The following is a 23,719-nucleotide window of genomic DNA, read 5'->3' as shown; positions in this document are numbered from 1 at the left end:
CACGACAACCAACCGGGATTGTCTTCCGCCAATTGCGGCGATCAACTGACACCATCCCATCCGATAAGCCAACGGAAGCTCCATGAAGTGCATGATCGTCATTCCCGCTCGCTTGGCCTCCTCTCGCCTCAGTCAAAAACTGTTGTTGCAAGCTGGTGGCAAATCAGTGCTCCAGCACACCTACGAAGCCGCTCTGAAATCGTCCGTCGCGGAAGAAGTGATCGTCGCGGTCGATGATCCACGACTCGCGGCCGAAGTCGACTCGTTCGGAGGACAAGCCCGGTTGACCAGCGTCGACTGCCAAAGCGGAACGGATCGAATCGCTGAAGTCGCTCTGATGCACGAAGACATCAGCATCTTCATCAACGTTCAAGGCGACGAACCTGAGATCGATCCCAAGACGATTGATGCGGTGGCAAAGCTCTTGTTGCAGCACCCAGAAGCCGACATCGCCACCGCGGCTTGTGCCATCAACGATCGAGAACGAGTCGAAGACCCCAATTGTGTCAAAGCCGTTTTAGGCGACGACCACCGCGCGATCACCTTCAGTCGCGCCGCCGTTCCGCACCCACGCGATGGTTTGACGGATACCCTGCTCAACGCGGAACCGCCCAACTACTGGCAGCACATCGGACTGTATGCCTATCGTCGCGAATTTTTGCTTTGGTTCGCCACTCAGCCGCCCGGTCGACTCGAGCAAATTGAGAAACTCGAGCAACTCCGAGCCATCGAAGCTGGAAAAACGATTGTCGTCGCACCGGTCGAAGCAGCCGCTCCGGGAATCGATACGCTCGAAGACTTCCGTGCCTTCACCTCGCGAATCGAGTCTCAGTGAACGATCGCGGCCTATCGGCGGCCGAACGGAAGGATGCGACTGGCTCCGGACGGACTCCCGTCAGTGCCGATCACAACGCGGCGAAGCGGGCGATATGTAAGTGGAGTCTGCTCAGCACTATCAACCCAGCGAACCGTGTTCCCATACACGTGGAACAAACGTCCGGGACGTTCCGTGATGGGCGTCGCCTGGATCTGAGCTCGGTATTCGCCGGTCGGCACAACAACGGGACTCCAATCTTCCGCGGCGACGTCGGCGGGACCGCTCACCACGGAGGCTCCAAAACTGACTGCTACCAACAAAGCCAATACAGAACCGGACATAGAACGCATCGCTGTTTTTCTCCTGAGGGAATGTCTGAACCTGCAAACATACGTCAGAAAAACAGCTTGGGAGGTTTAGGTCAAGCATTCGCGACAAAATCCCGCGTCCGGCAATCACGCATTGTCGAAACTGAGTGAATCCGGCCAGCAAGGCTGAGCGGCCACCTCCGTCTAGCCAATAAAAAAACCCGGTATCGGATACCGGGCGTACTCGTTGTGCTGCGTCGCGTTAGCAACGCAAATCAGCGTCGTTTTGTTACATCTCAGCCGCTACTGCGGGGAGAGCATCGTTTGGGTTGTCCTCAAATGAATCTGAGTTCATGTTCGCGTCGCTCAGTGTGATGATTACAAACAACGCCACGAAAACAAACGACGACAGGAACACAATCAAGTTGAACGGTTTGTCGAACGCCAAGTGCATGAAGAACAGTCCGACCAAGACCGCTTTGATCGTCGCGATGAACATCACCACCGCGATATCAAAGCTTCCCAAGTCATAGTTGGCTTGGGCGACAGTGACGATCGTCAAAAACACCAAAGCACCAAAAACGCCGAACAACATCGGCAACGGCAATGGGTGAGCGAAATCGCCCTCAGCATGGCCGTCGTGCGAATCAGCGGTGGCGGTGGGATGTCCGTGGTCAGACATGTTGCAACTTTCGATGGGTCGTTATTTGAGAGTATGTGCGGAAAAATGGTTCGGCGAATGTATCAGCGGATCAGATACAATAGCGGGAACAGGTAGATCCAAATCAAGTCAACCAAGTGCCAGTACAAACCGACGTAGTCTACCGGGCCAAAGTACTGACGATTGAAATCCTGACGAACCGCACGAATCAACAACCAGACCAGAACTCCAATGCCGGCCAGAATGTGAATCGCGTGGACACCGGTCATGCAGTAATAGATGCCGAAGAAAACACCAGCCTGACGAGGTGTATTCACATTGCCTTCGACGGTTGAGATTCCCATGTCGCTGGCCGAAGGATCGGTCAGCACCTTGCCCGTGGCGATCGACTGTTGTGTTTGCTCTGCCGCAACCAAGTCTTTCAAACCGGTATTGGTTTCGTTTTCAGCCAACAACTTCACTGCGGCGTAGTCATCACCCAGTGGTGATTCGACCATCGTCGCATCGACTTCGTCGGCAGCCTCTTCCGAATGGTCAGCAGCAACTGCGTGTGAATGCTCATCCTCCCCGTGATCATCACCTTCGTGAGCGTGATCGGAATGTTCCGCGTCCGCATGATCACCATCAACGTGGGCCGCTGCGACGTGTTCGCCGTCGTGGTGCTCGCCACCGGACTCCAGGATCATTCCCAGTCCAACGCCACCAAAGAAGCTCAAGGCAACAACCAACAATGGTTTTGCACAGGCATATTGGAACGCGTTGCCAGACACTTTGGCCACAATCAGCCACACGAGGACACCAACGGCGACCAAAGCGAATGGAGCACAGATGAAGTACAAGCTGTTTGTCAGGAAGTACGCCATCGACTCCGAAAAGCCATGGATTTCGACCAACTGCTGTGCGGTCGGATGTTCGTTGGCGGCACTGTAGAAGTACGAACCAGGTGGAAGCAGTCCCATGCCCCATTTGTGCGAGTACTCGATCGACTTCACACCCAAGAAGACCATCGCACAGGAAAGCGTCGTCGCAATCAACGCGACTAACTTTTTGTGCTCTTCCGTTTGAGAGCATCGAACGGCCCAAGCCATCGTCAGCGAACTGAACAGCAGCACGCCGGTGTTGATCGCACCCAATTTGGTATTGAGGAATTGGCTGCAGCCTTCGAAGACTTCTGGACGAAGCATTCGGAAGATCGCGTAGGCACAGAACATTCCACTGAAGAACAAAATTTCGGTGACCAGGAACAACCAAATGCCCAGCTTGCCGCTGTCAAATTGCTGTTCAGGAGAATCGAAATGGTGCGCCAACCAAGATGGATGATCGTGATCGTGCCCATGCGAATCATCCGCGTGAGCATCGGTGGTGGTGGTTACTGAGTCGATCGTTGCCATGAGCGGTGGGCCGACGTGTGGACTGATTCAAAACGGAGAGCGGCACCAATCGGATGCCGCGGGATTTATAACAACTGCCCCCGAACGTCGCACGATCCAACCAGATGGACAATTCGACGCAGGGCAGACCTGAACTACTTTTGGCCGCCAGCGTGGGCGGGAACTTCTTCGGGCGTCGACTCAGGAACCAATTTGCGTTCTGGCTCCGTTGTCACGTAACGCTCGTTCTCGGCGTCCCATTCCAAGTTATGGAAGTCATACGGGTCACCAACAACCGGCGGACGCTCGAAGTTGTAATACGGTGGAGGGCTGGTGCACTGCCATTCCAGAGTCACGCCGCCCCAAGGGTTGGCGGGAGCACGGCGGCCTTTGACCAGCGAGACCATCAACACGATGAACGCGTACAACAACCCCATCCCCAGCAGCAAAGCACCAAACGTGCTGAGTTGGTGCAAGAATGCGAACTCAGGATCGTAGGTCGCGTAACGACGAGGCATCCCGCGGCTACCCAAAACGAACTGTGGCAGGAACGTGCCATTGAATCCGAGGAACACCAACAGGGATGCGATTCGGCCATGGGTTTCGTTGTAAAGCTTCCCGACCATCTTCGGCCACCAGTGGAACACGCCACCGAGGAAAGCGATCAGCGTTCCACCGACCATGACGTAGTGGAAGTGAGCCACCACGAAGTACGTGTCGTGAAGGTGCAAGTCAGTCGCGAGCGTTCCAAGGAACAACCCGGTCAAACCACCGATCGTGAACAAGAAGATGAACGAAATTGCATAGCACATCGGCGTCGTCAGGCTGATCGAGCCCTTGTACATCGTCGCCAACCAGTTGAACACTTTGATCGCCGACGGCACCGAAACGGTGAACGTCAAAGCTGAGAACACGATCGTCGTCAGCGAGCTCATACCCGCGGTGAACATGTGGTGTCCCCAGACCAAAAAGCCCAGCAGAGCAATCGCGATCGAGGAATAGGCGATGAAGCGATAGCCAAAGATGTGTTTGTGACTGTGGACACTGATCAGCTCACTGATGATGCCGAAGGCTGGCAAAATCATGATGTACACAGCGGGGTGGCTGTAGAACCAGAAAAAGTGCTGGTACGTGACCGGGTCACCGTTGAACTCCGGATCAAAGATCCCGATGTGCATCGTGCGTTCGGCGATCAACAACAGCAACGTGATACCGAGCACTGGCGTTGCCAACACTTGAATGATGCTGGTTGCGTAGGTTGCCCACAGGAACAAAGGCATCTTGAACCAAGTCATCCCTGGGGGACGCATGGTGTTGATCGTCACGATGAAGTTCAATCCGGTGAAGATCGAGCTGAATCCCAGGATGAAAGCACCCAAGGTCGCCAAAATCACCGACGTGTCAGTGGTCGTACTGTAGGGCGTGTAGAACGTCCAGCCAGTGTCCAAGCCGCTGCTGAAGAGCGCGGTGACGAAAAACAACGCACCGAAAACCCACAAGTAGAAACTACTCAAGTTCAGCCGGGGGAAGCCGACATCCTTTGCCCCCAGCATCACCGGAACAAGGAAGTTCCCCAGTGCCGCCGGGATACTCGGAATGATGAACAGGAAAACCATGATCGCCCCGTGAAGGGTGAACACTTGGTTGTAGATGTTGTTCGCCTCAGCACCCGAGAACATCCATCCGTTTGGATCCAGCAGGTGCAAACGAATGGCAAGCGCGAGCAAACCACCGACAGCGAATGCACTCATCACACCGATCAAATACATCAATCCGATGCGTTTGTGATCCAGCGTGAACATCCAGCTGAGGATGCCCGAGGAGTTGGTCAGGTAGTTTTCGCGTTCGGTTGGATAACCGGGGTCGCGAGCGCCCGCTGGGAGTGTAGCGTTGGACATATTGGCGTCCCTTCTGGAGACCGTAAAACGTATCGGTGATGGGTGTGCTTTAAAAAGGCTATCAGTCAGTTTACCGAATCAGCCTGAATCTCTAAACGAATTATTCCGCGGATTCCTCTTCCGATTCAGCCTCTGCACCGGCCGGTTGCGACGGTGCGTTAGCGCTGATTGACTTCAAGTAAGCGATGATCGAGGCGATGTCGTCGTCGCTGAGTTGTCCCTTGTAGCTCGGCATGACAGGCTGATATCCGGCGACCACCTTCGCTTTCGGAGCGATGATCGATTCGCGAACATAGTTTTCGTCCACGAGCTGGTTCTCGCCCGTTGCCAAAGCGTGCTGGCTGCCGAACAGATCCAAGAACGATGGTCCAACCAATTTCGATCCATCGACGGAGTGACAACCGGAGCAACCGCGACGGGCGTAGAGCAACTCGCCCCACTCCTCCATCGACACGTCACCGCGACTGCTGTTGGCCTTGATCCATGCCTCGAGTTCAGATTGTGTTTCGTGAACCACGACAACGGTTTGCATTTCCGAGTGGTTTTTGCCGCAGTACTCAGTGCAGTACAAATCGAAGAACGTGTAACCCTCTGGGGTAACTTGTAGCTCTCGCTCGCCATCCTCTGTCTGGATCGTGTGGACTTTGTCGTAATCCCAGGTTGCTCCTTCGGACTGCTTCTTCAGCTTGGCGAGTGCCTCGTCGCTGATTTGCTCGCTGGCAACGGTGGGTTTGAACCACATGTAGTTGTACCGGCCGGGCACGATGTCCTTCTTCGCCCGGAACGCGGGGACAAACAAGCTGTGAATAACGTCCGTGCTTCGCATCGAAAGCTTGGTTGGCTCATCTTTGACGATGTGCAATTCAGGATGGAACGTGCCGTTCCCGTAATCCATGTTCCACCCCCATTTGAAGGCTTGGACGCCGATGTCGTAGGAACCTTCCGGCGGTGTCCGCATGTCCAGAAACGAAATTGAGCCTTGGACAAACATCCAAACCAACAACACCGAAGGACCGATCGACCAAGTCAGCTCCAGCGTGGTGTGGTGCGAAATTTGGCTTTCCGCCTTCGTTCCGCGAGCCTTTATGTATTTGAACAGGCACCAAACCATGAACGCCATCATTGGCACGAAGAATGCCAAGCTGATGTACAGGATCAGGTCGTAAACCCAATCAACTTCTTCGGCGAACGATGAACCTTGGATGGGAAACCAAAAGTCCGCGTTCGTGTCAGCCAACAAAGTTGGAAACGTCATAGCGAGCGATTCGATTGCAGGAAACATTTGAGTGAATGATTTTCAGGTCGCAGTGGATTCGGTTGTCTGGTCTCGCGAAATTCGCAAGCGATGGTCAGTCGGCATTTCCGGACAAATGCCACTGCGTTGGTTTCAAAGGTGCTGATCCCGACGCATCATCGGAATCGGCGGTCGAGTTGACGTTTCCGTCGTGTGTTTCTTGGTCAGCCACATTCGATGGCGAACCTTTCCGGCCCAGCCAATACGGCAACAACGCGAGCCCGAGCAACGTGATGGTGATCAGGCCGCCCGCTCGCATCATCTTCCAAGCTTGTGGCACATAGCTGTTTTCGTTCGGGTCGTAGCTGTAACACCACAGCACAAACTGATCGACGATGTCACCAACATTGCCTTGGCCAGCCTCGACCAAAGCCAACTTCATTTGATCGGGTGGAAAAGCAACGCCGAGCGAGTACCGAGTGATCACACCATCGGGTGAGACAAACGCCAGCATTGCCGGGTGTGCGTATTCTTTGGTGCGTGAGTTGTACTTGTACGAGAAACCAACTTCCTTGGCCAATCGTTCGACATTGGCTTTGGTGGTCCGCGTGAACGACCATCCCTCTTCAGCATTCGCGTGCGAGGGAACTTGTTCGACGTAACGTTGCTTGGTGTCGCGAAGGCGTTGATCGGTTTCCGTCGGATCGATGCTGACGCTGAGCAACTGAAAATCCTCACCGATCTTCAAATCGTCCATCTTGTCGAGGGACTGAGCCAACTGGTTGAGCTGAACATTGCAAAGCATCGGGCAATTGCTGTAGTTCAGCGTCAAAATCAGCGAACGTTCGCCGTCCAAGTAGTGACTGAGCGTCAACTTGCGTCCCTTCGAGTCGATCAGCTTCATATCGCCGGGCAATTGGTTGCCCAAACGCTGTTCGACCGTCACGTTCTCGACTCCCTTTGGAATCCCGTCGTTCAACAGAACGTCGGCACCTTGGTCGTCCGCACGCGTGCTGGGTTGAGCCCAGGTTTTCGATTCACCACCGACCAAAAGCACCATCCAAGCAACGACGAACATCCAACTTGCCGCTGGCAAGTGGCTGGTCGTTCGGCTGGTGAAGTGCGTTTTCATCAAAGTGGTTTTCAAGTGAACGGTGGGAGGATCGGAAATCTCAGGCTTCGTCGTGCGAATGAGCTTCCTTGACCAATTTTTTCATCGCGTCTTCAACGGGGATAGTCACATTCCCGGTATCTGGATCCACGCCATAACGCGAAATTTCGTCGGATTGCTCCACCAGCACCGCATTTTGCCGCGTGTACGAAGCCGATTGAACCTTGCGTCCATCGACAATGTCCGCCATCGCGAAATACAGGACCTGGACCGCTAGCACGGTAACCGCAGTGACCAAGATCGAGATCACGCTAATGACCGCGATTCGTTTGACATTGAGGTCGTCGTAGGCTGCCATGAGTAAGGATTCAGTAGAAAGGAGATGGGTGGTGTCCGACCAGCGGCAAATTGCCGCAAAACGCAGAACGGTTTAGAAATTTTCGAATGCCAGCGACTCACCCAATCGAGGGTCGCGAACTGCAACAACACGAGTTCCGGCGGCCAATTTGAGCATCAGGCCCAACATCAATGCGACCATTCCGATCACGCAGACCAACGTCGCGATGATCCCGGTTGCTCCGCCCAGCCCCATGCCGGCTTCGGGCATGATGATCCAGTACAGATCAACCAGGTGCAAAACCAGGATGTAGGCAGCCCAGCACGTGATCAACCAAGGGCGGCGACGAACGTGGCGGCTCATCGTGCCGGCAAATGGTAGGCCCCAGTGAAGGACCATCAGAAGAACCGAGACATTGAACCATCCGTCGGTCGAACGGGTGTAGAACCAGTGCGTTTCTTCCGGAATGTTGGCGTACCAAATCAGCATGTATTGGCTGAACGAGATGTATCCCCAGAAGCAAATGAATCCGAAGATCAGTTTGCCCAAGTCGTGATAGTGTTCCACGGTGACTTCGTCTCGCATCGCACCAGCACGTTGCAGCAAAAAGCTGAACAGGCAAATCGCACAGTGAGCGGACAGGATGCTACCGGTGAAGATGTAGACGCCGAACATGGTCGAGAACCACATTGGTGCGAGGCTCATCACCCAGTCAAACGCGGCGAACGACGTGCAGAACGAGAACGCGATGACGGCGGGACCGCTGCGAGCTTGCAACTTTTCGGTGATTGTGATCTCGCCAGTTTCATCCTGGCGTTGGCTGCCGCGGTAATACCACGCAGCGATTCCGCACCAAACGGTCAAGTAAATCAGCGAACGCACAACGAACCAGTTGGGGTTCAACCAACGTTCTTTTTCTTCCCAGATCGCCGAGGGGACACCGTGATCGGCTTGGTAGCCTTCGACCGACCAAGCGTACAGCGAGCCGGTGTATGCCGAGACCGCGATGGGAATGAACAACAATGCGAGTGGGATGACCATGATCATCATCAACTCAGCAACTCGCCGAACCACAACGCTCCAACCCGCACGAGTGAGGTGCTGGATCAAGACGAAGAACAGCGACCCAATCGCGAGGGTCAGGCAGTACATGTAAGCCACCAAGTACGATGACATCCCAAATCGGCCGCCAATGGCAGAGTTGGAGAAGAACGCACCGCCGACCAGTGCCACGATGCCACCGATGATCATGGGCAGCGACAACCCGGCCAAAGAGGCGGGAAGTTGGAATGCCGGGTCATCGGCAGGCTTGATAGCGACCGCTTTGTGTGACATGGGAAATGTGAGGGCTGAGACTAAGTGATGAAATGACTGTTTTCGTTGCCGGTTGGTCCGGCCTCGGACGTTCTCTGTTCTCGACAAAAGCGGTGCCCCGCCTGTCGGTCAAAAGAACAACTATTCGGCGTTGGCAGCTTCTGTCGCCTTGGCTGCTTCGGCTTCCGCAGCGGCTTTCAATTGAGCCTGAACTTCGGCCTGTTCTTTTTCGATACGTGACCGTTCGGATCCAGGAACATCTTCCAACGATGCGTTTTGGCTGGCCTGCAACGCTCGCACGTAGGCGACGATTGCCCAGCGATCCTTTGCTTTGATCTGCGACGCGTAACCCGGCATTTTGCGAACACCGTTGGTGATCGTGCTGAACAACTTGCCGTCCGGGTAAACGTCCGCGTACAGCGTCGGGTCGTGCATGTTCGATGGTGGCGTCCAAGTCGTCGCCAAGATCTTCTGAGCACGACGATTGACCAATCCGTTTCCGCGACCGTTCATGCCGTGGCAGACCGAGCAGTAAATATTGAATTGTTGTTGGCCACGAGCCAAAGCTTCTTCGCTCAACTCAAGCGGGTTCTCGCTCAACCAAGGTGTTTTGTCAGCGGTTACGGCAGACGCACCCGTTTCACCAGTCGGCTCAGGTGCCTCGGCTGCTTCACCGTCCTGCTCTTCCGCTGGTTCGTCCACTTCAGATTCTGAAACCACTTCGTCTTCTTCATCCACAGCGACATCGGATTGCATGGCAACCAACTGAGCCGCTCGAGGTGGATCGATGCTGGCCAGTTCGTCCATGTCGATGCCGGTCTTGAAATTCAAGTCCCAATCCATCTCGCCGCGGCGAACGGTACCTGGAACATCAGGACGCATCGCACGACCATCCGCGAACAATGTCGTTGTCTGCTGGGCGTCTTTCGAAGGCGAGAAGTCCATGTCGGGGAAGATGTGGAAACGAGGCGAACTACTCTTGGTCACCCGCATCCGCAATACAGCCAACGCTGGAATCGACGAGAGGCAAATCACTGTCGCCAACGCGATCAGCAATCCCTTTGGAATGACCTTGGACGAATCGTCTTCCAAAACCGGCTCGACATATTCGCCACCGAGTTCACCCAGCAACGCTTTCGCACCGGCTTCGTCGAATCGTGAATCTTTGGCATCCAAGAACAGGAAGAACGTGTCGTCGGTCACACGATCAAAACGTGGACTGGTGAACATCGGGTTGCTGAACCGCGGCAAGCCGTTCAGAGCCCACATGCCGAAGAACGTTCCGAACGATGCGAGCAGAATCGTCAACTCAAAGGTGACCGGGATGAAGGCCGGCAAAGAGATGAAGGGTTTGCCCGAGATGATGTATGGGTACTGAATGCCTTCGAACAAGTCGGTTTGACCGTTCAAGCTGATCTGCATCAAAAGTGCGATCGTGGTTCCGGTCAAACCAGCCGCCAAGGAGATCCAAGGCAAAACGGTTGGTTTGATCCCAAGCGCCGTGTCGATCCCGTGAACCGGGAACGGCGTGAACGCATCCGCTTTCGTGTAGCCCGCGTCGCGAACACGACGACATGCCGCCAACAGCGAATCGACATCCGTGAATTCAGCGACGACACCGTGGACCTTTTTGTCGTCGGCGACCGTCTGCGGTTTGGGTTGGGATTCAGTCATGGGAAAATTTCAATGAACAGTTTTCAGTGATCAGGATTCAGCACGTCAAGGAGGCGTCGATCGCGAAGGTCGCGACTAACAATCTCAGTGGTCGCCCTCGTGCGAATGGTCGGCGTGAGCCATGTGCAATTCTTTGGCGAGTGTCGCCTTGGTTTCCGCCATGTTGATGATCGGCATCAATCGGCAGAACAACAGGAACAGGGTGAAGAACAATCCAAACGAGCCAATCAACATGCACCAATCGACCCACGTTGGGCTGAAGTAAGCCCAAGCACTTGGCAAGTAGTCACGTGAAAGACTGGTGATCGTGATCACGAAACGTTCGAACCACATTCCGATGTTCACGAAGATCGAAACAACGAACATGATCCAAGGTGTCGTGCGTGCCTTCTTTGACCAGAAGATATTGGGCGAGATCACGTTGCAGGTGATCATCGTCCAGTACGCCCACCAATAAGGTCCAAAGGCTCGGTTGACGAACGCGAATTTCTCTTCAGGGACTTGGCCGAACCAAGCGATGAAGAATTCGGTCCCGTATGCCAAACCGACGATCAGGCCGGTGGTCAGGATGATCTTGCACATGTTTTCCAAGTGCCGGATCGTGATCAGTTTTTCAATGTTAAAGATCGAGCGAGCAGGGACCATCAGCGTGATCACCATCGCGAAACCGGAGAAGATAGCCCCGGCAACAAAGTAAGGCGGGAAGATCGTCGTGTGCCAACCCGGAACTTGCGAAACCGCGAAGTCAAAGGACACGATCGTGTGCACCGACAAAACCAGCGGAGCAGCGAAAGCGGCCAACAGAGCGTAAGCCTTTTCGTAACGCATCCAGTGTCGCGACGATCCACTCCATCCGAGTGCAAGAACGCCGTAAGCGGCACGTCGGAAAGGATTCTTGCTGCGGTCACGGAAGGTTGCCAAGTCGGGAACCATCCCCATGTACCAGAACAACAATGAAACGGTCGCGTAGGTCGAAACTGCGAAAACGTCCCACAAAAGTGGACTGCGGAATTGAGGCCACATCCAAAGGTTCAAACTGGGGTAAGGGGCCAACCAAAATGCGAGCCAAGCTCGACCGACGTGAATGCCCGGGAACGTTCCCGCACAAACAACGGCGAAAATCGTCATGGCCTCAGCCGTCCGGTTGATACTCGTCCGCCACTCTTGGCGGAACAAATACAAAATCGCACTGATCAGCGTTCCCGCGTGACCAATCCCGACCCAGAACACGAAGTTGACAATCGGCCAACCCCAGAAAATCGGTGCTCGGTTACCCCAAACACCAACCCCGGTGTAAATCAGGTATGCGATGCACAAACCCAACATGGTCGCCAGGTGAACGGAAACCAAAAACCCGATCACCCACGCGCGAGACGGCGGTTGCTCGGCGATCTTGCAGACCGCTTCGGTGATCGAGTGATAATTCGTATCGCCAAGGACCAGCGGTGCACGCTGACCGGGCCGATCGTTCGAATTATCCAGTCCGTTTGGGATTGCGAGAGACATGGAAAGGGCTGAGAAAGGAGGGTTGATTTCGGAGTAGGAATGCGGGGCAGGGAGTGAATCCCTAGACGATCGGCAACTGGAACGGACGAGTCATGTTCCGAGTGTGCTCTTCTTCGCCATGAGCGTGATCGTCGTGACCGTGTTCGCCTTCGCCATGGCCATGATCGTCGCTTCCGTGATCATCGTGACCGTGCTCGCCATGCTCTTCATGGCCGTGATGAGGTTTCTCGAGCGACAAATCGTTGATTTGCGAACGAGTCATCAACGCGAGGGGCGTGTTGCGAATTCGAGCCTTGTAAGTCGTTCGCGGTTTGACGTTAAGCTGGCTCAACATGCCATAGCTGCGAATGTCAGCCTTGGCTTTCGCAACAGCTGATTCGGAATCCGCGATGTTGCCGAACTCAATCGCATTGGTCGGACAAGCAGCTTGGCAGGCGGTGACGATTTCGCCATCGCGAACCGGACGGCCGCCGTCTTTACGAGCGTCAATCTTGGCGTGCTCGATGCGTTGGACACAGTAGGTGCACTTTTCCATGACCCCACGACCGCGAACGGTGACGTCGGGGTTGAGCACCAACTGTTGCAACTTGCGATTGGCGTTTTCGATCGTACCGGGGTAAGCATCGATGCCGTAACCGACACCGACTTCGGTGTTGTAATTGAAGTAGTTGAACCGGCGAACTTTGTAGGGACAGTTGTTCGCACAGTACCGCGTGCCGATGCAGCGGTTGTAGGTCATCGCGTTGAGACCTTCGTTTGTGTGAACCGTCGCCGCGACGGGGCAAACCTGTTCGCAAGGTGCGGTTTCGCAGTGCATGCAGGTGACTGGTTCCTGAACGATGTCAGCAACGTCTGGATCGCCCTGGAAGTAGCGGTCGATTCGCAACCAGTGCATTTCGCGGCTGTTGCCGACCTGTTCTTTGCCGACGATCGGCACGTTGTTTTCACTTTGGCAAGCGATCACACATCCGTTGCAACCAAGGCACTTGGTCAAGTCGATCGACATGCCCCACTGAGGGACCTGTTCTTGAGTTTCTTCGATCGAGTTGATCGGCTCTTTCCAAAGCGAACCTGACTCACCAACCTTCGGGACGTGAGGGCCTTTGACTTCTGCGAATTCAGGCAGCTTTTTCAGCAGTTCCAAGGTGCCTTCGCGAATCAGGCTGAAACTGCGGGTTTCAGCTTCGTCACGTCCAAGTTCATCAATCGCCCAGTGATCCTGGGTCGTGACCAATTCATACTCGGTGTATCGAGGACGAGCTTCGACGGGATGAGCATACAACATCGAGTCCGTGAATCGGACTGGCGACACGTTGACGCCGACTGGGTCGACTCCCATTTCATCCGAACCGCCGACCGCACCCACGCGAGTCCGACCATAGCCGATCTGGGTGGTGATAACGCCGGGTGCACAACCGGGCATTTCGTAAACGGGCAATTCAACAAAAGCATCGCCGCGACGAATCGCGACCATCAAACCGTGTTTGATCCCCAAACTTTCCGCGGTGCGAGGGCTCATGACCGCCGCGTTGTCCCAAACCAATTTGGTCAGGGCTTGTGGCAGTTCTTGCAACCAACCGTTGTTCGCGAAGCGTCCGTCGTAGAGAGCTTCCGATGCGGTGAAGACAACTTCGATGTCGTCTTGATCGACGTCCAACGTGATCTCAGGAAGTTCAGCTGGCAGTTCGACCGAAACGTCGCCAGCGGAAACTTCTTCAGCGGAAACAACGACGTCTTCGGAGAAACCATCGTGCAACAACTTTCGCCATTGACGATCGCTGATAGCCGATCCGGAAACCGAGTCGGCGGTGCGGCGGACCAACTTCTCACCGTCGGTCACTTCTTGGTCCAGCATCAACGCGAGGACTTCTGCGGCGGAGCGACCACCGAGAAGTGGCATGATTTGCGGTTGGCAAACGCCGTAGTGCCCATCGATTCCGACGCAGTCACTCCAAGATTCCAGTGGGTGGCTCATCGGCAATGACCAACCGCACTTCTCAGCGGTCTCATCGTCGTAAATGCCCAAGTAAATCGAGTGCTCGACTCGCTCCAGAGCCTTGGCGAAGTTCAAGTCACCAGGAGCGGTATGAACGACGTTCGTGTCAACAAACAGGACCGTGCTCAAATCGCCGCTGTTGATTCGACCATACGCGTCTTTGAGCGAGATCTGATTCTTCAGTTCCAATCCGGCGATCGGACGGAAGGTTTGGATCGAACTCAGCGAACCGAGTTTTGAGTTCATATCGATGCCCGCGACGATCGCGTCGGCACCCAATGTTTCGCCGACAACCACGACTCCCTTGTCGCCAGCGGCGGCCAAGTCGGCTGCGGCTGCGTTCAGGAATCGATCCAATCGAGCCGCGGCGTCGATTTCGTTGTACGCGGCACCGTCTTCGGGAAGGTTTTCAAGGTCGTACTGTTCGCCCAGCGTTTCGCCGGCTTTCACCTTTTCAACACGGCGTCCGAGCTCCGCCAACACAGCCTTCATCTGGCTGGGACGAATCGCGATGCGAACATCGGCGGCGGCTCCGGTGGTCGTGTACCCGCCTTCGGCGACGTACAAACGACTCATCTCGCCCTTCGTTTCTTCCTGCATCGGATCGCGTTTGGCCGCGAACGTGCGTGAATTGTTTTGACTTCCAGCATCACTGCCCAGGAAATCCGACTGGAACGAAACGATGACTTCCGCTTCGGTGAAATCAAACTTCTGAGCAGCTGGTTTACCGAAGACACGCTGGGTGGCTTCGTTCATCAAGCCACCATCGATCGGGTCGTAGACGCATACCGATGCGGCGGGCAATTTCTTTTGCAACTCGCCGATCATTCGCAACGTGGTGGGCGAGGTCGTTGGCGACATCATCACGGCGACCGATTGACCATCGCCAACCGAACGCAGCAACGCTTGACCGTAATTTGCAAACGAGTCCCAGTCGGTTTCGATGCGACGCTTTTCGGTTTTGTCGAACTGAATCGGCACACCGGCTTCGCCGCGGGCTCGATCCGGATCGTACAACCCGAGCACGCAAGCTTGTGCGTACGTTCCCGCTCCGCCGCCTGCGGGGTGAGTCGTGTTTGGCTCGGCTTTGATCGGACGACCGTCGACGCAAGTGATCAGCAGATGCTGGACTTCACCGGCGAGTTCGAAGTTGGTCGCGGCTTGATACGTTTCGCCTGGCACACGGTCAGCGGGACGCAGTGCAAACGGCGCGATCAGTTCTTCGGGATAACGGCACCCGGCTGCGCCGGCCATGGCCAGCGAAGCACCCATGATTTGCATCCATCGACGACGCGACACACCCTCGGGGAATTCCGACGCCGCGACCGGAAATTCGCGATGCAGAAATTCGTTGACGAACGTGTCGTCTTGACGATATTCCGACAAGCTTCGCCAGTACTGCGGTTTGCCAGCAGCGGACGAGGAAGAGGCTTCGGAGGAATCGAAACCGGCGTCTTGGGTCGAAGTGGTCATGGAGGAAAATCTTCTCAGTTCAGTTTGCGGTGAGTCAGCCGAATTCAGCGGGCCAGTTGTTCTCGATGGACTATCGGTGACAAACCGCACAATGGACTTGTGGATTGATGTTGTGTTCTTCTCGATGGGCTTTCGCGAATTCCGCTTGATCAGCGAACTCGCCCCAATCGTGGTCTTCCGCTTTCCAATCGAGCTTGGTGACAAGCTCAACCGGGCGAAGGTGTTCGTTCGGGTTGCGGTGACAAGTGATACACCATGCCATCGACAGTTGCTCGTGTTGGTACACGACTTCCATTTGGTCGATGCGTCCGTGGCAGGAAACGCAACTGACGCCAGAATTCACGTGTGCGGCGTGATTGAAGTAAACGAATTCAGGCAGGTTGTGAATTCGCTTCCAAGCAACGCTGCGGCCGGTTTTCCAGCTCTCGTGGATTGGTGCCAAGCTGGCTTTGTCGGTGTGAACCGCACCCAAAGCGGTTTGACCGTTCTCAGCGGCAGGCGAGTGACAGTTCACGCAGGTTGCCGTTGGAGGCACAGCAGCGTGGGCGGCATCAAAAACGGTGTTGTGGCAATACCGACAATCCATTTTCAACTGTCCCGCGTGAATCGCGTGACTGAATGGGACCGGTTGAGTCGGTTGATAGCCCACGTTGAGAGTCTGAGGGTCCGTGACCAATCCACCCATGGCAGCGGCGTACACGCCTCCGCCAACAATGGCCAGTCCTAGAACGCCCAAGAAGGGATTGACCCAACGTGGAAACAAAAAACGTTTCATGATCGATCCAAATCACACGCCAACGGAAACCAAACCCCGAACCACATTTCTCACCTGAGGGATCACCCCGAGTGCAACACGACCGAGCAACGTTGACGAGACAAGAAAAAGTAATAGAGCATCCGCGCAACTCTTCCGAGCGCGGGCCGGGATTATCAGTCGGAAACACCTGCGAGGGCAAGGCCAGCGAACGATCAGCGACATTGTGTCGCACAAAAAACCGAACCTCGGTCGACAATACCGGCCCTTGACTGCCCGACTCCCCCGTCTACGTACCTGCGCAGCACTCACCGCAAGCATCCAAACCGAAACTTGGGGCAATGAGGCAGTCTCGGGAACTCGCCAAGCTTGCCTTTCCGCTACGCAGAATTGATGAGCAGCATCGCTGCACGAGGTGAACGCAGGAGCCCCCTGATCCCTGCGATGGAGCCAACCTCTCGCCGAACAGGGGGCGTCCGGCGTCTCCAACCCTAGCCCTTCAGCTGTTCATTCATCTGAACGGTTGCCGCTCGGACCGCGTCCTGCCAATTGCTTTCGTCCGCAGTGACCGGGAACTCTTCTCGTTTGTGAGCGAAGATGATGTGCCGCGAACTGTTCACAACTGCCCCGGCCCCGTTGGAATCCATCGCCGCTCGCACATCGTCGGCCGATCCGCCCTGAGCCCCAAACCCAGGCACCAACAGAATGCTGTGCGGCATCGCTTTTCGCAGCTCAACCAGCTGTTCGGGGTAAGTCGCTCCCACGACCGCACCAACCGGCCCGTAGCCATCGGCATCCAGTCGAGACTTGTTCAGCTCGGTCACCAACTCAGCCACGGACTGATAGATCGTCTTTCCATCGACGCTGAGATCCTGCAGGTATCCGCCGCCGGGATTCGACGTCTTCACGAGAACGAAGATGCCCGCCGCTCGTCGGTCACACACCTCCACAAAGGGTTCCAGGCTGTCTCGTCCCAAATAGGGACTGACCGTCAACGCATCACTTCCCCAAGGCGATCGCCCTGGTTCTGCACTGCCCAAATAAGCGTCCGCATAAGCCGTCGCGGTACTGCCGATATCGTTCCGCTTGCCATCCGTGATGACGATCAATCCGGCTCGATTCGCATGGGCAATGACTTCGCCGAGCGAAACCATCCCGGCCGGGCCGAGCTGCTCGAAAAATGCCGCCTGAGGCTTCACGCAGGGCACCAAACCCGCGACCGCGTCGATGATCTCACAGCAAAATTGCGTGTAGGCAGCCGCGACGGAATCCTTGCGGTTCTCGGAAACGCTTTCTCGAAGCGGCTTGGGCAGCTGCTCCAATCGCGGGTCCAACCCCACGCAAGTCACCGATCCGGTCCGCAAGATTGCCGCATTGAGCTGCGTGGCAAATGTCATCAATTACACCCCGTTGAAGTCTGAATCCAAACAATCGGAATGCTATCGGATTTCGGGCAAACTGTCGGCCCAGCTTCCGCGACTTTTCACCCAAGACGCACAAAGGCGATTAAGCAGCAGCCAAACCAGACTGCTCGGTCGTTCGCTGTAACAACCGCCCGTCATCCAGCCATTCGCTGACAAAGGTCTGGCCCTGCAGAGCCTCCAACTCGACTCGCACTGGCACTAGCTCCGGCAACGAATCGCCCGCGGCACACTCTCGTTCGCGAAAACCGCCGCCGATGTTGCCTTCACATTTGGTTGCCAGTGTCAGCTTCATGCCGGCGGTGGTCAGAGGATCGACATTCTGCGGGAACAAATCCGCCTCCGGATCGGCGGAAGCGACATCCATGGCATGCCAACGGCCGTCAGTGAACTTCACCCAAACCTTGATTCCCAACAACGCGTTGGGCAAGGAACTGTTGTTCACGATCGCCAAATCTAGCCAGTACTTCAGCACGATTTCGCTGTCGCCAGGCGCCACCCGCCGATAGGTCGCGGTGTCCTCCATCGCCATCAACATCGTGCCACGCAGACCCGTGACGGTGCAGGCGGCTAATTTGGCACGTTCGCGATTGGCACGAACCAACCAGAAATAGAAGGTCGACGCGACGGCAAAGAAGGATGCCATCAACGACAAACCTTCACGAGCCATTCCCATGTCATTCCAAGGCATCTGCGTTCTCCCGCGATTCGAACTCTCAACGCCTCCGGTCTACCGAAGCTGCACGAGAGAGCGAAAGAGAGAAACGCGTCAACGCATCGATAAGGCGATGCCTAGCCGCGGGCTTCTTCGAAAGCGGTGATTTTCTCTTCGTGCAACAACGTTTGCGCGATGTCATCGAGACCGTGCAGCATGTTGTGGCGGCGACTTTCGTCGACTTCGAACGAACGCTCGAAGCCCTGCCCATCTGTGATGACCTGGTTTTCCAAATCGACGGTCAACTGGTAGGGATTTCCCTTCTCAGCTCGCTGGAACAATTCTTCGACGTCTTCTTCGGACAATGCGATCGGCAGAACGCCGTTTTTGAAGCAGTTGTTGAAAAAGATGTCCGCGAACGAAGGAGCGATCACAGCTCGAAAGCCATAGTCATCGAGCGCCCAAACGGCGTGCTCGCGACTGCTTCCGCTGCCGAAGTTCTGACGCGTGAGCAAGATCGACGCCCCTTTGACGTTGATGCGATTCAGCTCAAAGTCAGGGTTCTCGGTCTCGCCGTCTTCCAAGAATCGCCAATCGAAGAACAAGAACTGGCCGAAACCGGTTCGCTCGATGCGTTTCAGGAATTGCTTGGGGATGATTTGATCGGTGTCAACGTTGGCACGATCCAGCGTTGCCACAACGCCTTGGTGTACGGTGAAGTTTTGCATGATGGAAGCCTGCGGCTTCAGCTATGAGCGATTGGCTGTTAGCTGTTAGCGATGAGGGGATGGTTTATTCGCCGCGGGGTGCTCGCCCCGGTGCCGGCGTGAAGACAGAAAACAAAAGGCTAGCAGTGTGTCGCTAGCCGCTCATGGTCGAGCTGAATCACCGGTTGGCAACTCAGCGATAATCCCAGTCGCGAATGTCGACGAAGTGACCGTTGATCGCGGCCGCTGCGGCCATCGCGGGACTGACCAAGTGTGTTCGGCCACCTTTGCCTTGGCGACCTTCGAAGTTGCGATTGCTGGTGCTGGCACAACGTTCGCCCGGAGCCAATTTGTCGGGGTTCATCGCCAAACACATGCTGCAACCGGCTTCTCGCCAATCGAAACCCGCATCGGTGAAGATCTTGTGCAAACCCTCTTCTTCGGCTTGCAACTTCACCTTGCCACTGCCTGGCACGATCATCGCGTTGACTTTCTCGCTGCAGTGATGCCCCTTGATCACGGCCGCTGCTGCTCGCAAATCTTCGATGCGGGCGTTGGTGCAAGAACCAATGAACACTCGATTGATTTCGATTTCGGTTATCGGCGTGCCGGCCTTCAGATCCATGTACTGAAGCGCCGAAGCGGTCGACTTTTGAACGTTGACGTCGGTGCTGTCACCCGGTGATGGCACCACCGAATCGACACTGCAAACCTGACCCGGGTTGGTTCCCCAGGTCACCTGAGGCCGGATATCCGAGCCCTTGTAGACGTTGCTTCGGTCGTAAGTCGCACCGGGGTCCGATGGCAGTTTCTTCCATGCATCCACCGCGGCATCAAAATCAGCGGGGCATTCTGGGCGCCCACGCAGATAGTCGAAAGTGGTTTGATCGGGAGCGATCATGCCGGCGCGAGCCCCGGCTTCGATCGACATATTGCAGACCGTCATTCGCTCTTCCATCGTCAGGTTGCGAACGGCGTCTCCGGTGAACTCAAGGACGTAGCCTGTTCCGCCCGCGGTTCCGATTTGGCCAATCAGATACAGGATCATGTCCTTCGCGGTCACTCCGCGGGCCAATTCGCCATCAACGCGAAGTTCGAACGTCTTCGGCTTGAACTGCAGAAGCGTTTGCGTCGCCAAAACGTGCTCGACTTCGCTGGTACCGATGCCAAACGCGAGCGAACCAAACGCGCCGTGCGTCGCGGTGTGAGAGTCGCCACAAACGATCGTCATGCCCGGCTGGGTGTAACCGTTTTCGGGGCCGATCACGTGCACGATTCCTTGACGCACGTCATCGATGTCGAACAGCTGAACGCCGAACTCCTTGCAGTTCTCACGCAGCGTTTCGATCTGTTTGCGGCTGATCGGGTCAGCGATTGGCAAACTGCGATCAGAAGTTGGAACGTTGTGATCGGGGGTCGCGATGGTGCGTTCGGGACGACGAACGGGGCGGTTGTTGATCCGCAATCCCTCGAACGCCTGAGGGCTGGTCACTTCATGGACCAGGTGCAGATCAATGTAGATGATCGCGGGCCCGGACTCGGGAGCGTGAACCAGATGCTGGTCCCAAATTTTGTCCAGCAACGTTCGGCTGCCGGTGGATTGAGAAGTGGCTCCCGCCTGGCTGGGAGCGGTCGAAGAAGCGTCAGACATGGATCGTGAGACGAGCGTGGGTGGGGAAAACTGGGATTTCAATCCCGGGAACCCGACACTGTCGACACTGAGGGGCAACCTGTCAACTCAAAGCAGAGACCGAAGTTGTGATCCCAGGCCACCACCCACCTTGCCCAGGATCAACCTCGCTGTGGAGGCCGATCTTCGGATCAGACGGGTTCTTCGATGAATTCTTGAACCGGTTGCTGGCCAGGAACGATTCGCGTGATGCTGACCTTGGTTCGGCGTAGTTCGTCCACCTCTTCCAAGAGATTGTTGATCAAATCCGCGATCTCGGCACCCGCCGTTTCGCCAATGTGGACCATGAGTGCTTTGCGTGAGTTGTAGCTCAAACCCCGATCGTTCATCTCAGGAGAACTCCGCTGCAAGTGTTGAAAGGAATGAAGTCAGAACCGCCACCAATGAGACTAGGAGCAATGTTCTGGTTAGTGAAACCCTAGTTGGGATGTGAAATCGCTCGACCGTGAAATTTACTCAACCGTCACACTTTTCGCCAAGTTACGGGGCTTATCAACGTCACAACCCCTCAAAACGGCAATATGGTAGGACAGCAATTGAAGAGGAATGGCCGAAACGATTGGCTGCAGGAATTCGGGGACCTCCGGAATCATAATGACCTCGTCGGCGATCCGGCGAATCTGAGCCTCTTCGTGGCTGGCGACGGCAATCACGGGGCCTCCGCGAGCCTTGACCTCTTCCATGTTGGACATGACTTTGTCGTAAGTCGTTCCGCGTGGCATGATGAAAACGCTGGGGGTATCTTTGTCCACCAGCGCGATCGGGCCGTGTTTCATCTCCGCCGCCGGGTAGCCTTCGGCGTGGATGTAGCTGATTTCTTTCAGCTTCAGAGCCCCCTCGAGGGCCGTCGGGAAGTTGTAGCGGCGTCCGAGATACAAAACGTTGGAGGCTTCCGCGTACTTCGATGCGATCCGGCGAACTTCAGAATCGCAGGTCAACGCTTGCTCCACCGCCGCCGGCAAACGCCGCAGCTCTTCGATGATCCGACCGCCCGACTCGAAACTCATGTGCCGCATGCGGCCAAAGTAGAGCGACAACATCGCCAGCACACAGCACTGACTGGAATATGCCTTGGTACTGGCCACGCCAATTTCTGGCCCGGCGTGCAGGTAAACCCCGCCGTCTGCCGCCTGGGCGATTGAACTGCCGACGACGTTGCACAACGCCAACGTGCGGTGCCCCTTCCGTTTGGTCTCGTTCAGAGCCGCGAGCGTGTCGGCCGTCTCGCCACTCTGGGTGATCCCAAAGACCAAGGTGTTGTTTTCGATTGGCGGGTTCCGGTACCGAAGCTCGCTGGCGTACTCCACACAAACGGGGATTCGTGCGAATTCCTCGATCATGTATTCGCCGACCAGAGCCGAGTGCCAACTGGTTCCGCAACCGGTCAAGATGATCCGCTCAACACCCCGAAGTTGCTGAGGCGTCAGATTCAATCCGCCAAAGACCGCCGTCGCATCTTCGTCGTTCAAACGGCCACGCATCGCGTTGCGAAGCGAATCAGGCTGCTCATGAATTTCCTTGAGCATGTAGTGCTCATAGCCGTTCATGCTGACTTCGCCGGTGTCTTCGGCCAACGGCTGAATGTTCACTCGCACCTTGCCGCTGTCGCGATGAAGCACCGTGAATCCATCAGCGGTCAACACGGCGATCTGATGATCGGCGAGATAGACGATGCGGTCAGTGCGACCGGCAATCGGCGATGCGTCGCTGGCCACGAAATACTCGCCACGCCCAACGCCCAACACCAACGGGCTGCCGAACCGAGCCGCGATCAACAACCCCGGTTTTTCGCGAAAAGCGACGGCCAAACCATAAGTGCCGCGAAGCTGAGCGATCGCCCACTGCACCGCGGTGACGTATCGCATATTCGGCTGAGTCGGATCGGCCGGTGTGCTCTTCAAACCTTCCGCGATCAAGTGGGCAATCACTTCGCTATCAGTCGCCGATTTGAATTGGTAACCCTTCGCGATCAATTCGTCTTTGAGAACCTGAAAGTTCTCGATGACTCCGTTGTGGGCCAGCACGACTTCGCCGGTTCCGCCGATGTGCGGGTGAGCGTTTTCTTCGGTGGCCGGACCGTGCGTGGCCCATCGGGTATGACCAAGTCCCAAGGTGCCCTCGGTTGGCGTCCCCAAGCGATCGGCCAACGCCTGAATCCGACCGACCGATCGTGTGATTGAGATGTCGCTGCCGCCGTGAATGGCGACACCCGCACTGTCGTAGCCTCGGTATTCCAATCGCCGAAGTCCATCGATCAGGAATTCAGCTGCTTGGTCCGCACCGACGTATCCAACGATTCCACACATGACTCTTGCCGCTACCGAATGACAGAAAAGGGGTCCACGATTCTTGTTGTGTCCCGCGCAACCGTGGCCGACGTCAAGAGACGACCAGCCGCATTCGCGTTGCCCGCCGAGAACGGAACCTCTGGTTTGGCCAGAATTCACCGGCCACAGGTCTTTATTCGGCTTTTGCGGCACATTCGATCCAACCCTTTGGCTGCTGCGGATTTGGATGATCCCGTCGAACGCGAACAATCCGATCGATCGATTCATCTTGCCAGATCCGCCGGACCAATGCGGCTCGCAAAACAGCTTTCTCCCAGGCAAAGCCACTTTCGGGAACAACGCATCGCGATGGTGTAATCCACTCAGCAAATTGCCTCACACTGCAACTTGGTATCAATTTGACGAACCGGCCGCGGGATTCTGTCGATTTGAAATGAGCCACTGTCCTCTCTGCCCACAGCGAGATACGCCTAGTAGCAAACCCACGCCTGCCCCGCCGTGAACC

General features: G+C 55.9%; 19 protein-coding genes. 1 reads left to right on the top strand and 18 read right to left on the bottom strand.

Going from position 1 to position 23,719, the window contains the following annotated elements; all coding sequences use genetic code 11:
* The first annotated feature begins 82 nt into the window (after window positions 1-82).
* Window positions 83-835, top strand: coding sequence for a 3-deoxy-manno-octulosonate cytidylyltransferase (kdsB, locus tag B2R17_RS04835; RefSeq protein WP_286763074.1), 753 nt, complete (start codon window positions 83-85; stop codon window positions 833-835).
* A gap of 11 nt (window positions 836-846) precedes the next feature.
* On the opposite strand, the gene B2R17_RS04830 is transcribed toward kdsB, so the two are convergent.
* From B2R17_RS04830 to glmS, 18 genes are all read right to left on the bottom strand, one after another.
* Window positions 847-1,158, bottom strand: a complete 312-nt coding sequence (locus tag B2R17_RS04830) for a hypothetical protein (protein ID WP_051073345.1) — start codon at window positions 1,156-1,158, stop codon at window positions 847-849.
* Between the two features lie 256 nt (window positions 1,159-1,414).
* Window positions 1,415-1,807, bottom strand: a complete 393-nt coding sequence (locus B2R17_RS04825; RefSeq protein WP_286763073.1) for a cytochrome C oxidase subunit IV family protein — start codon at window positions 1,805-1,807, stop codon at window positions 1,415-1,417.
* 62 nt (window positions 1,808-1,869) lie between these two features.
* The gene (locus B2R17_RS04820; RefSeq protein ID WP_286763072.1) at window positions 1,870-3,177 is read right to left on the bottom strand and encodes a cytochrome c oxidase subunit 3; all 1,308 of its coding nucleotides are present in this window, start codon (window positions 3,175-3,177) and stop codon (window positions 1,870-1,872) included.
* 134 nt (window positions 3,178-3,311) lie between these two features.
* Complete coding sequence (locus B2R17_RS04815; RefSeq protein ID WP_008666206.1) at window positions 3,312-5,054, bottom strand: cytochrome c oxidase subunit I; 1,743 nt, start codon at window positions 5,052-5,054, stop codon at window positions 3,312-3,314.
* A gap of 100 nt (window positions 5,055-5,154) precedes the next feature.
* Complete coding sequence (locus tag B2R17_RS04810) at window positions 5,155-6,336, bottom strand: cytochrome c oxidase subunit II (protein ID WP_339887206.1); 1,182 nt, start codon at window positions 6,334-6,336, stop codon at window positions 5,155-5,157.
* Between the two features lie 67 nt (window positions 6,337-6,403).
* On the bottom strand, window positions 6,404-7,420 hold the full coding sequence (locus B2R17_RS04805; protein ID WP_286763070.1) for an SCO family protein: 1,017 nt from the start codon (window positions 7,418-7,420) through the stop codon (window positions 6,404-6,406).
* 40 nt (window positions 7,421-7,460) lie between these two features.
* Entirely contained in the window at window positions 7,461-7,757 is a 297-nt protein-coding gene (locus B2R17_RS04800; RefSeq protein WP_286763069.1) for a hypothetical protein, read from the bottom strand.
* 72 nt (window positions 7,758-7,829) lie between these two features.
* Window positions 7,830-9,071, bottom strand: a complete 1,242-nt coding sequence (locus tag B2R17_RS04795) for a hypothetical protein (RefSeq protein ID WP_008666202.1) — start codon at window positions 9,069-9,071, stop codon at window positions 7,830-7,832.
* Between the two features lie 120 nt (window positions 9,072-9,191).
* Window positions 9,192-10,724 (bottom strand): quinol:electron acceptor oxidoreductase subunit ActD, encoded by a 1,533-nt coding sequence (locus B2R17_RS04790; protein WP_286763068.1) that lies wholly within the window; start codon window positions 10,722-10,724, stop codon window positions 9,192-9,194.
* 84 nt (window positions 10,725-10,808) lie between these two features.
* Window positions 10,809-12,230: an NrfD/PsrC family molybdoenzyme membrane anchor subunit gene (gene nrfD, locus B2R17_RS04785; RefSeq protein WP_007328378.1), complete on the bottom strand. Its 1,422-nt coding sequence runs from the start codon at window positions 12,228-12,230 to the stop codon at window positions 10,809-10,811.
* Window positions 12,231-12,291: 61 nt separating this feature from the next.
* Window positions 12,292-15,699: a TAT-variant-translocated molybdopterin oxidoreductase gene (locus B2R17_RS04780; RefSeq protein WP_286763067.1), complete on the bottom strand. Its 3,408-nt coding sequence runs from the start codon at window positions 15,697-15,699 to the stop codon at window positions 12,292-12,294.
* Between the two features lie 70 nt (window positions 15,700-15,769).
* Window positions 15,770-16,474 carry a cytochrome c3 family protein gene (locus B2R17_RS04775; protein WP_008666199.1) on the bottom strand — a complete coding sequence of 235 codons (705 nt, stop codon included), beginning with the start codon at window positions 16,472-16,474 and terminating at the stop codon, window positions 15,770-15,772.
* Between the two features lie 470 nt (window positions 16,475-16,944).
* Entirely contained in the window at window positions 16,945-17,850 is a 906-nt protein-coding gene (pyrF, locus tag B2R17_RS04770; protein ID WP_286763066.1) for an orotidine-5'-phosphate decarboxylase, read from the bottom strand.
* 109 nt (window positions 17,851-17,959) lie between these two features.
* Window positions 17,960-18,565, bottom strand: a complete 606-nt coding sequence (locus tag B2R17_RS04765; protein ID WP_286763065.1) for a hypothetical protein — start codon at window positions 18,563-18,565, stop codon at window positions 17,960-17,962.
* Between the two features lie 101 nt (window positions 18,566-18,666).
* The gene (gene leuD, locus B2R17_RS04760; protein WP_286763064.1) at window positions 18,667-19,257 is read right to left on the bottom strand and encodes a 3-isopropylmalate dehydratase small subunit; all 591 of its coding nucleotides are present in this window, start codon (window positions 19,255-19,257) and stop codon (window positions 18,667-18,669) included.
* Between the two features lie 172 nt (window positions 19,258-19,429).
* Window positions 19,430-20,887: a 3-isopropylmalate dehydratase large subunit gene (gene leuC / locus B2R17_RS04755; RefSeq protein ID WP_286763063.1), complete on the bottom strand. Its 1,458-nt coding sequence runs from the start codon at window positions 20,885-20,887 to the stop codon at window positions 19,430-19,432.
* A 170-nt stretch (window positions 20,888-21,057) separates the two neighbouring features.
* The gene (locus B2R17_RS04750) at window positions 21,058-21,255 is read right to left on the bottom strand and encodes a hypothetical protein (protein WP_007328386.1); all 198 of its coding nucleotides are present in this window, start codon (window positions 21,253-21,255) and stop codon (window positions 21,058-21,060) included.
* A 123-nt stretch (window positions 21,256-21,378) separates the two neighbouring features.
* Complete coding sequence (gene glmS, locus B2R17_RS04745) at window positions 21,379-23,232, bottom strand: glutamine--fructose-6-phosphate transaminase (isomerizing) (protein WP_286763092.1); 1,854 nt, start codon at window positions 23,230-23,232, stop codon at window positions 21,379-21,381.
* Between the last annotated feature and the right edge of the window lie 487 nt (window positions 23,233-23,719).

The sequence above is a fragment of the Rhodopirellula sp. UBA1907 genome (assembly GCF_002337565.1).
GTDB lineage: Bacteria > Planctomycetota > Planctomycetia > Pirellulales > Pirellulaceae > Rhodopirellula > Rhodopirellula europaea.
This window is presented reverse-complemented; position numbering and strand designations above follow the sequence as displayed.

Coding starts and splice junctions, on each gene's coding strand:
- kdsB (WP_286763074.1), top strand. CDS start 83: ATGAAGTGCATGATCGTCATTCCCGCTCGCTTGGCCTCCTCTCGCCTC.
- B2R17_RS04830 (WP_051073345.1), bottom strand. CDS start 1,158: ATGTCCGGTTCTGTATTGGCTTTGTTGGTAGCAGTCAGTTTTGGAGCC.
- B2R17_RS04825 (WP_286763073.1), bottom strand. CDS start 1,807: ATGTCTGACCACGGACATCCCACCGCCACCGCTGATTCGCACGACGGC.
- B2R17_RS04820 (WP_286763072.1), bottom strand. CDS start 3,177: ATGGCAACGATCGACTCAGTAACCACCACCACCGATGCTCACGCGGAT.
- B2R17_RS04815 (WP_008666206.1), bottom strand. CDS start 5,054: ATGTCCAACGCTACACTCCCAGCGGGCGCTCGCGACCCCGGTTATCCA.
- B2R17_RS04810 (WP_339887206.1), bottom strand. CDS start 6,336: ATGTTTCCTGCAATCGAATCGCTCGCTATGACGTTTCCAACTTTGTTG.
- B2R17_RS04805 (WP_286763070.1), bottom strand. CDS start 7,420: ATGAAAACGCACTTCACCAGCCGAACGACCAGCCACTTGCCAGCGGCA.
- B2R17_RS04800 (WP_286763069.1), bottom strand. CDS start 7,757: ATGGCAGCCTACGACGACCTCAATGTCAAACGAATCGCGGTCATTAGC.
- B2R17_RS04795 (WP_008666202.1), bottom strand. CDS start 9,071: ATGTCACACAAAGCGGTCGCTATCAAGCCTGCCGATGACCCGGCATTC.
- B2R17_RS04790 (WP_286763068.1), bottom strand. CDS start 10,724: ATGACTGAATCCCAACCCAAACCGCAGACGGTCGCCGACGACAAAAAG.
- nrfD (WP_007328378.1), bottom strand. CDS start 12,230: ATGTCTCTCGCAATCCCAAACGGACTGGATAATTCGAACGATCGGCCC.
- B2R17_RS04780 (WP_286763067.1), bottom strand. CDS start 15,699: ATGACCACTTCGACCCAAGACGCCGGTTTCGATTCCTCCGAAGCCTCT.
- B2R17_RS04775 (WP_008666199.1), bottom strand. CDS start 16,474: ATGAAACGTTTTTTGTTTCCACGTTGGGTCAATCCCTTCTTGGGCGTT.
- pyrF (WP_286763066.1), bottom strand. CDS start 17,850: ATGACATTTGCCACGCAGCTCAATGCGGCAATCTTGCGGACCGGATCG.
- B2R17_RS04765 (WP_286763065.1), bottom strand. CDS start 18,565: ATGCCTTGGAATGACATGGGAATGGCTCGTGAAGGTTTGTCGTTGATG.
- leuD (WP_286763064.1), bottom strand. CDS start 19,257: ATGCAAAACTTCACCGTACACCAAGGCGTTGTGGCAACGCTGGATCGT.
- leuC (WP_286763063.1), bottom strand. CDS start 20,887: ATGTCTGACGCTTCTTCGACCGCTCCCAGCCAGGCGGGAGCCACTTCT.
- B2R17_RS04750 (WP_007328386.1), bottom strand. CDS start 21,255: ATGAACGATCGGGGTTTGAGCTACAACTCACGCAAAGCACTCATGGTC.
- glmS (WP_286763092.1), bottom strand. CDS start 23,232: ATGTGTGGAATCGTTGGATACGTCGGTGCGGACCAAGCAGCTGAATTC.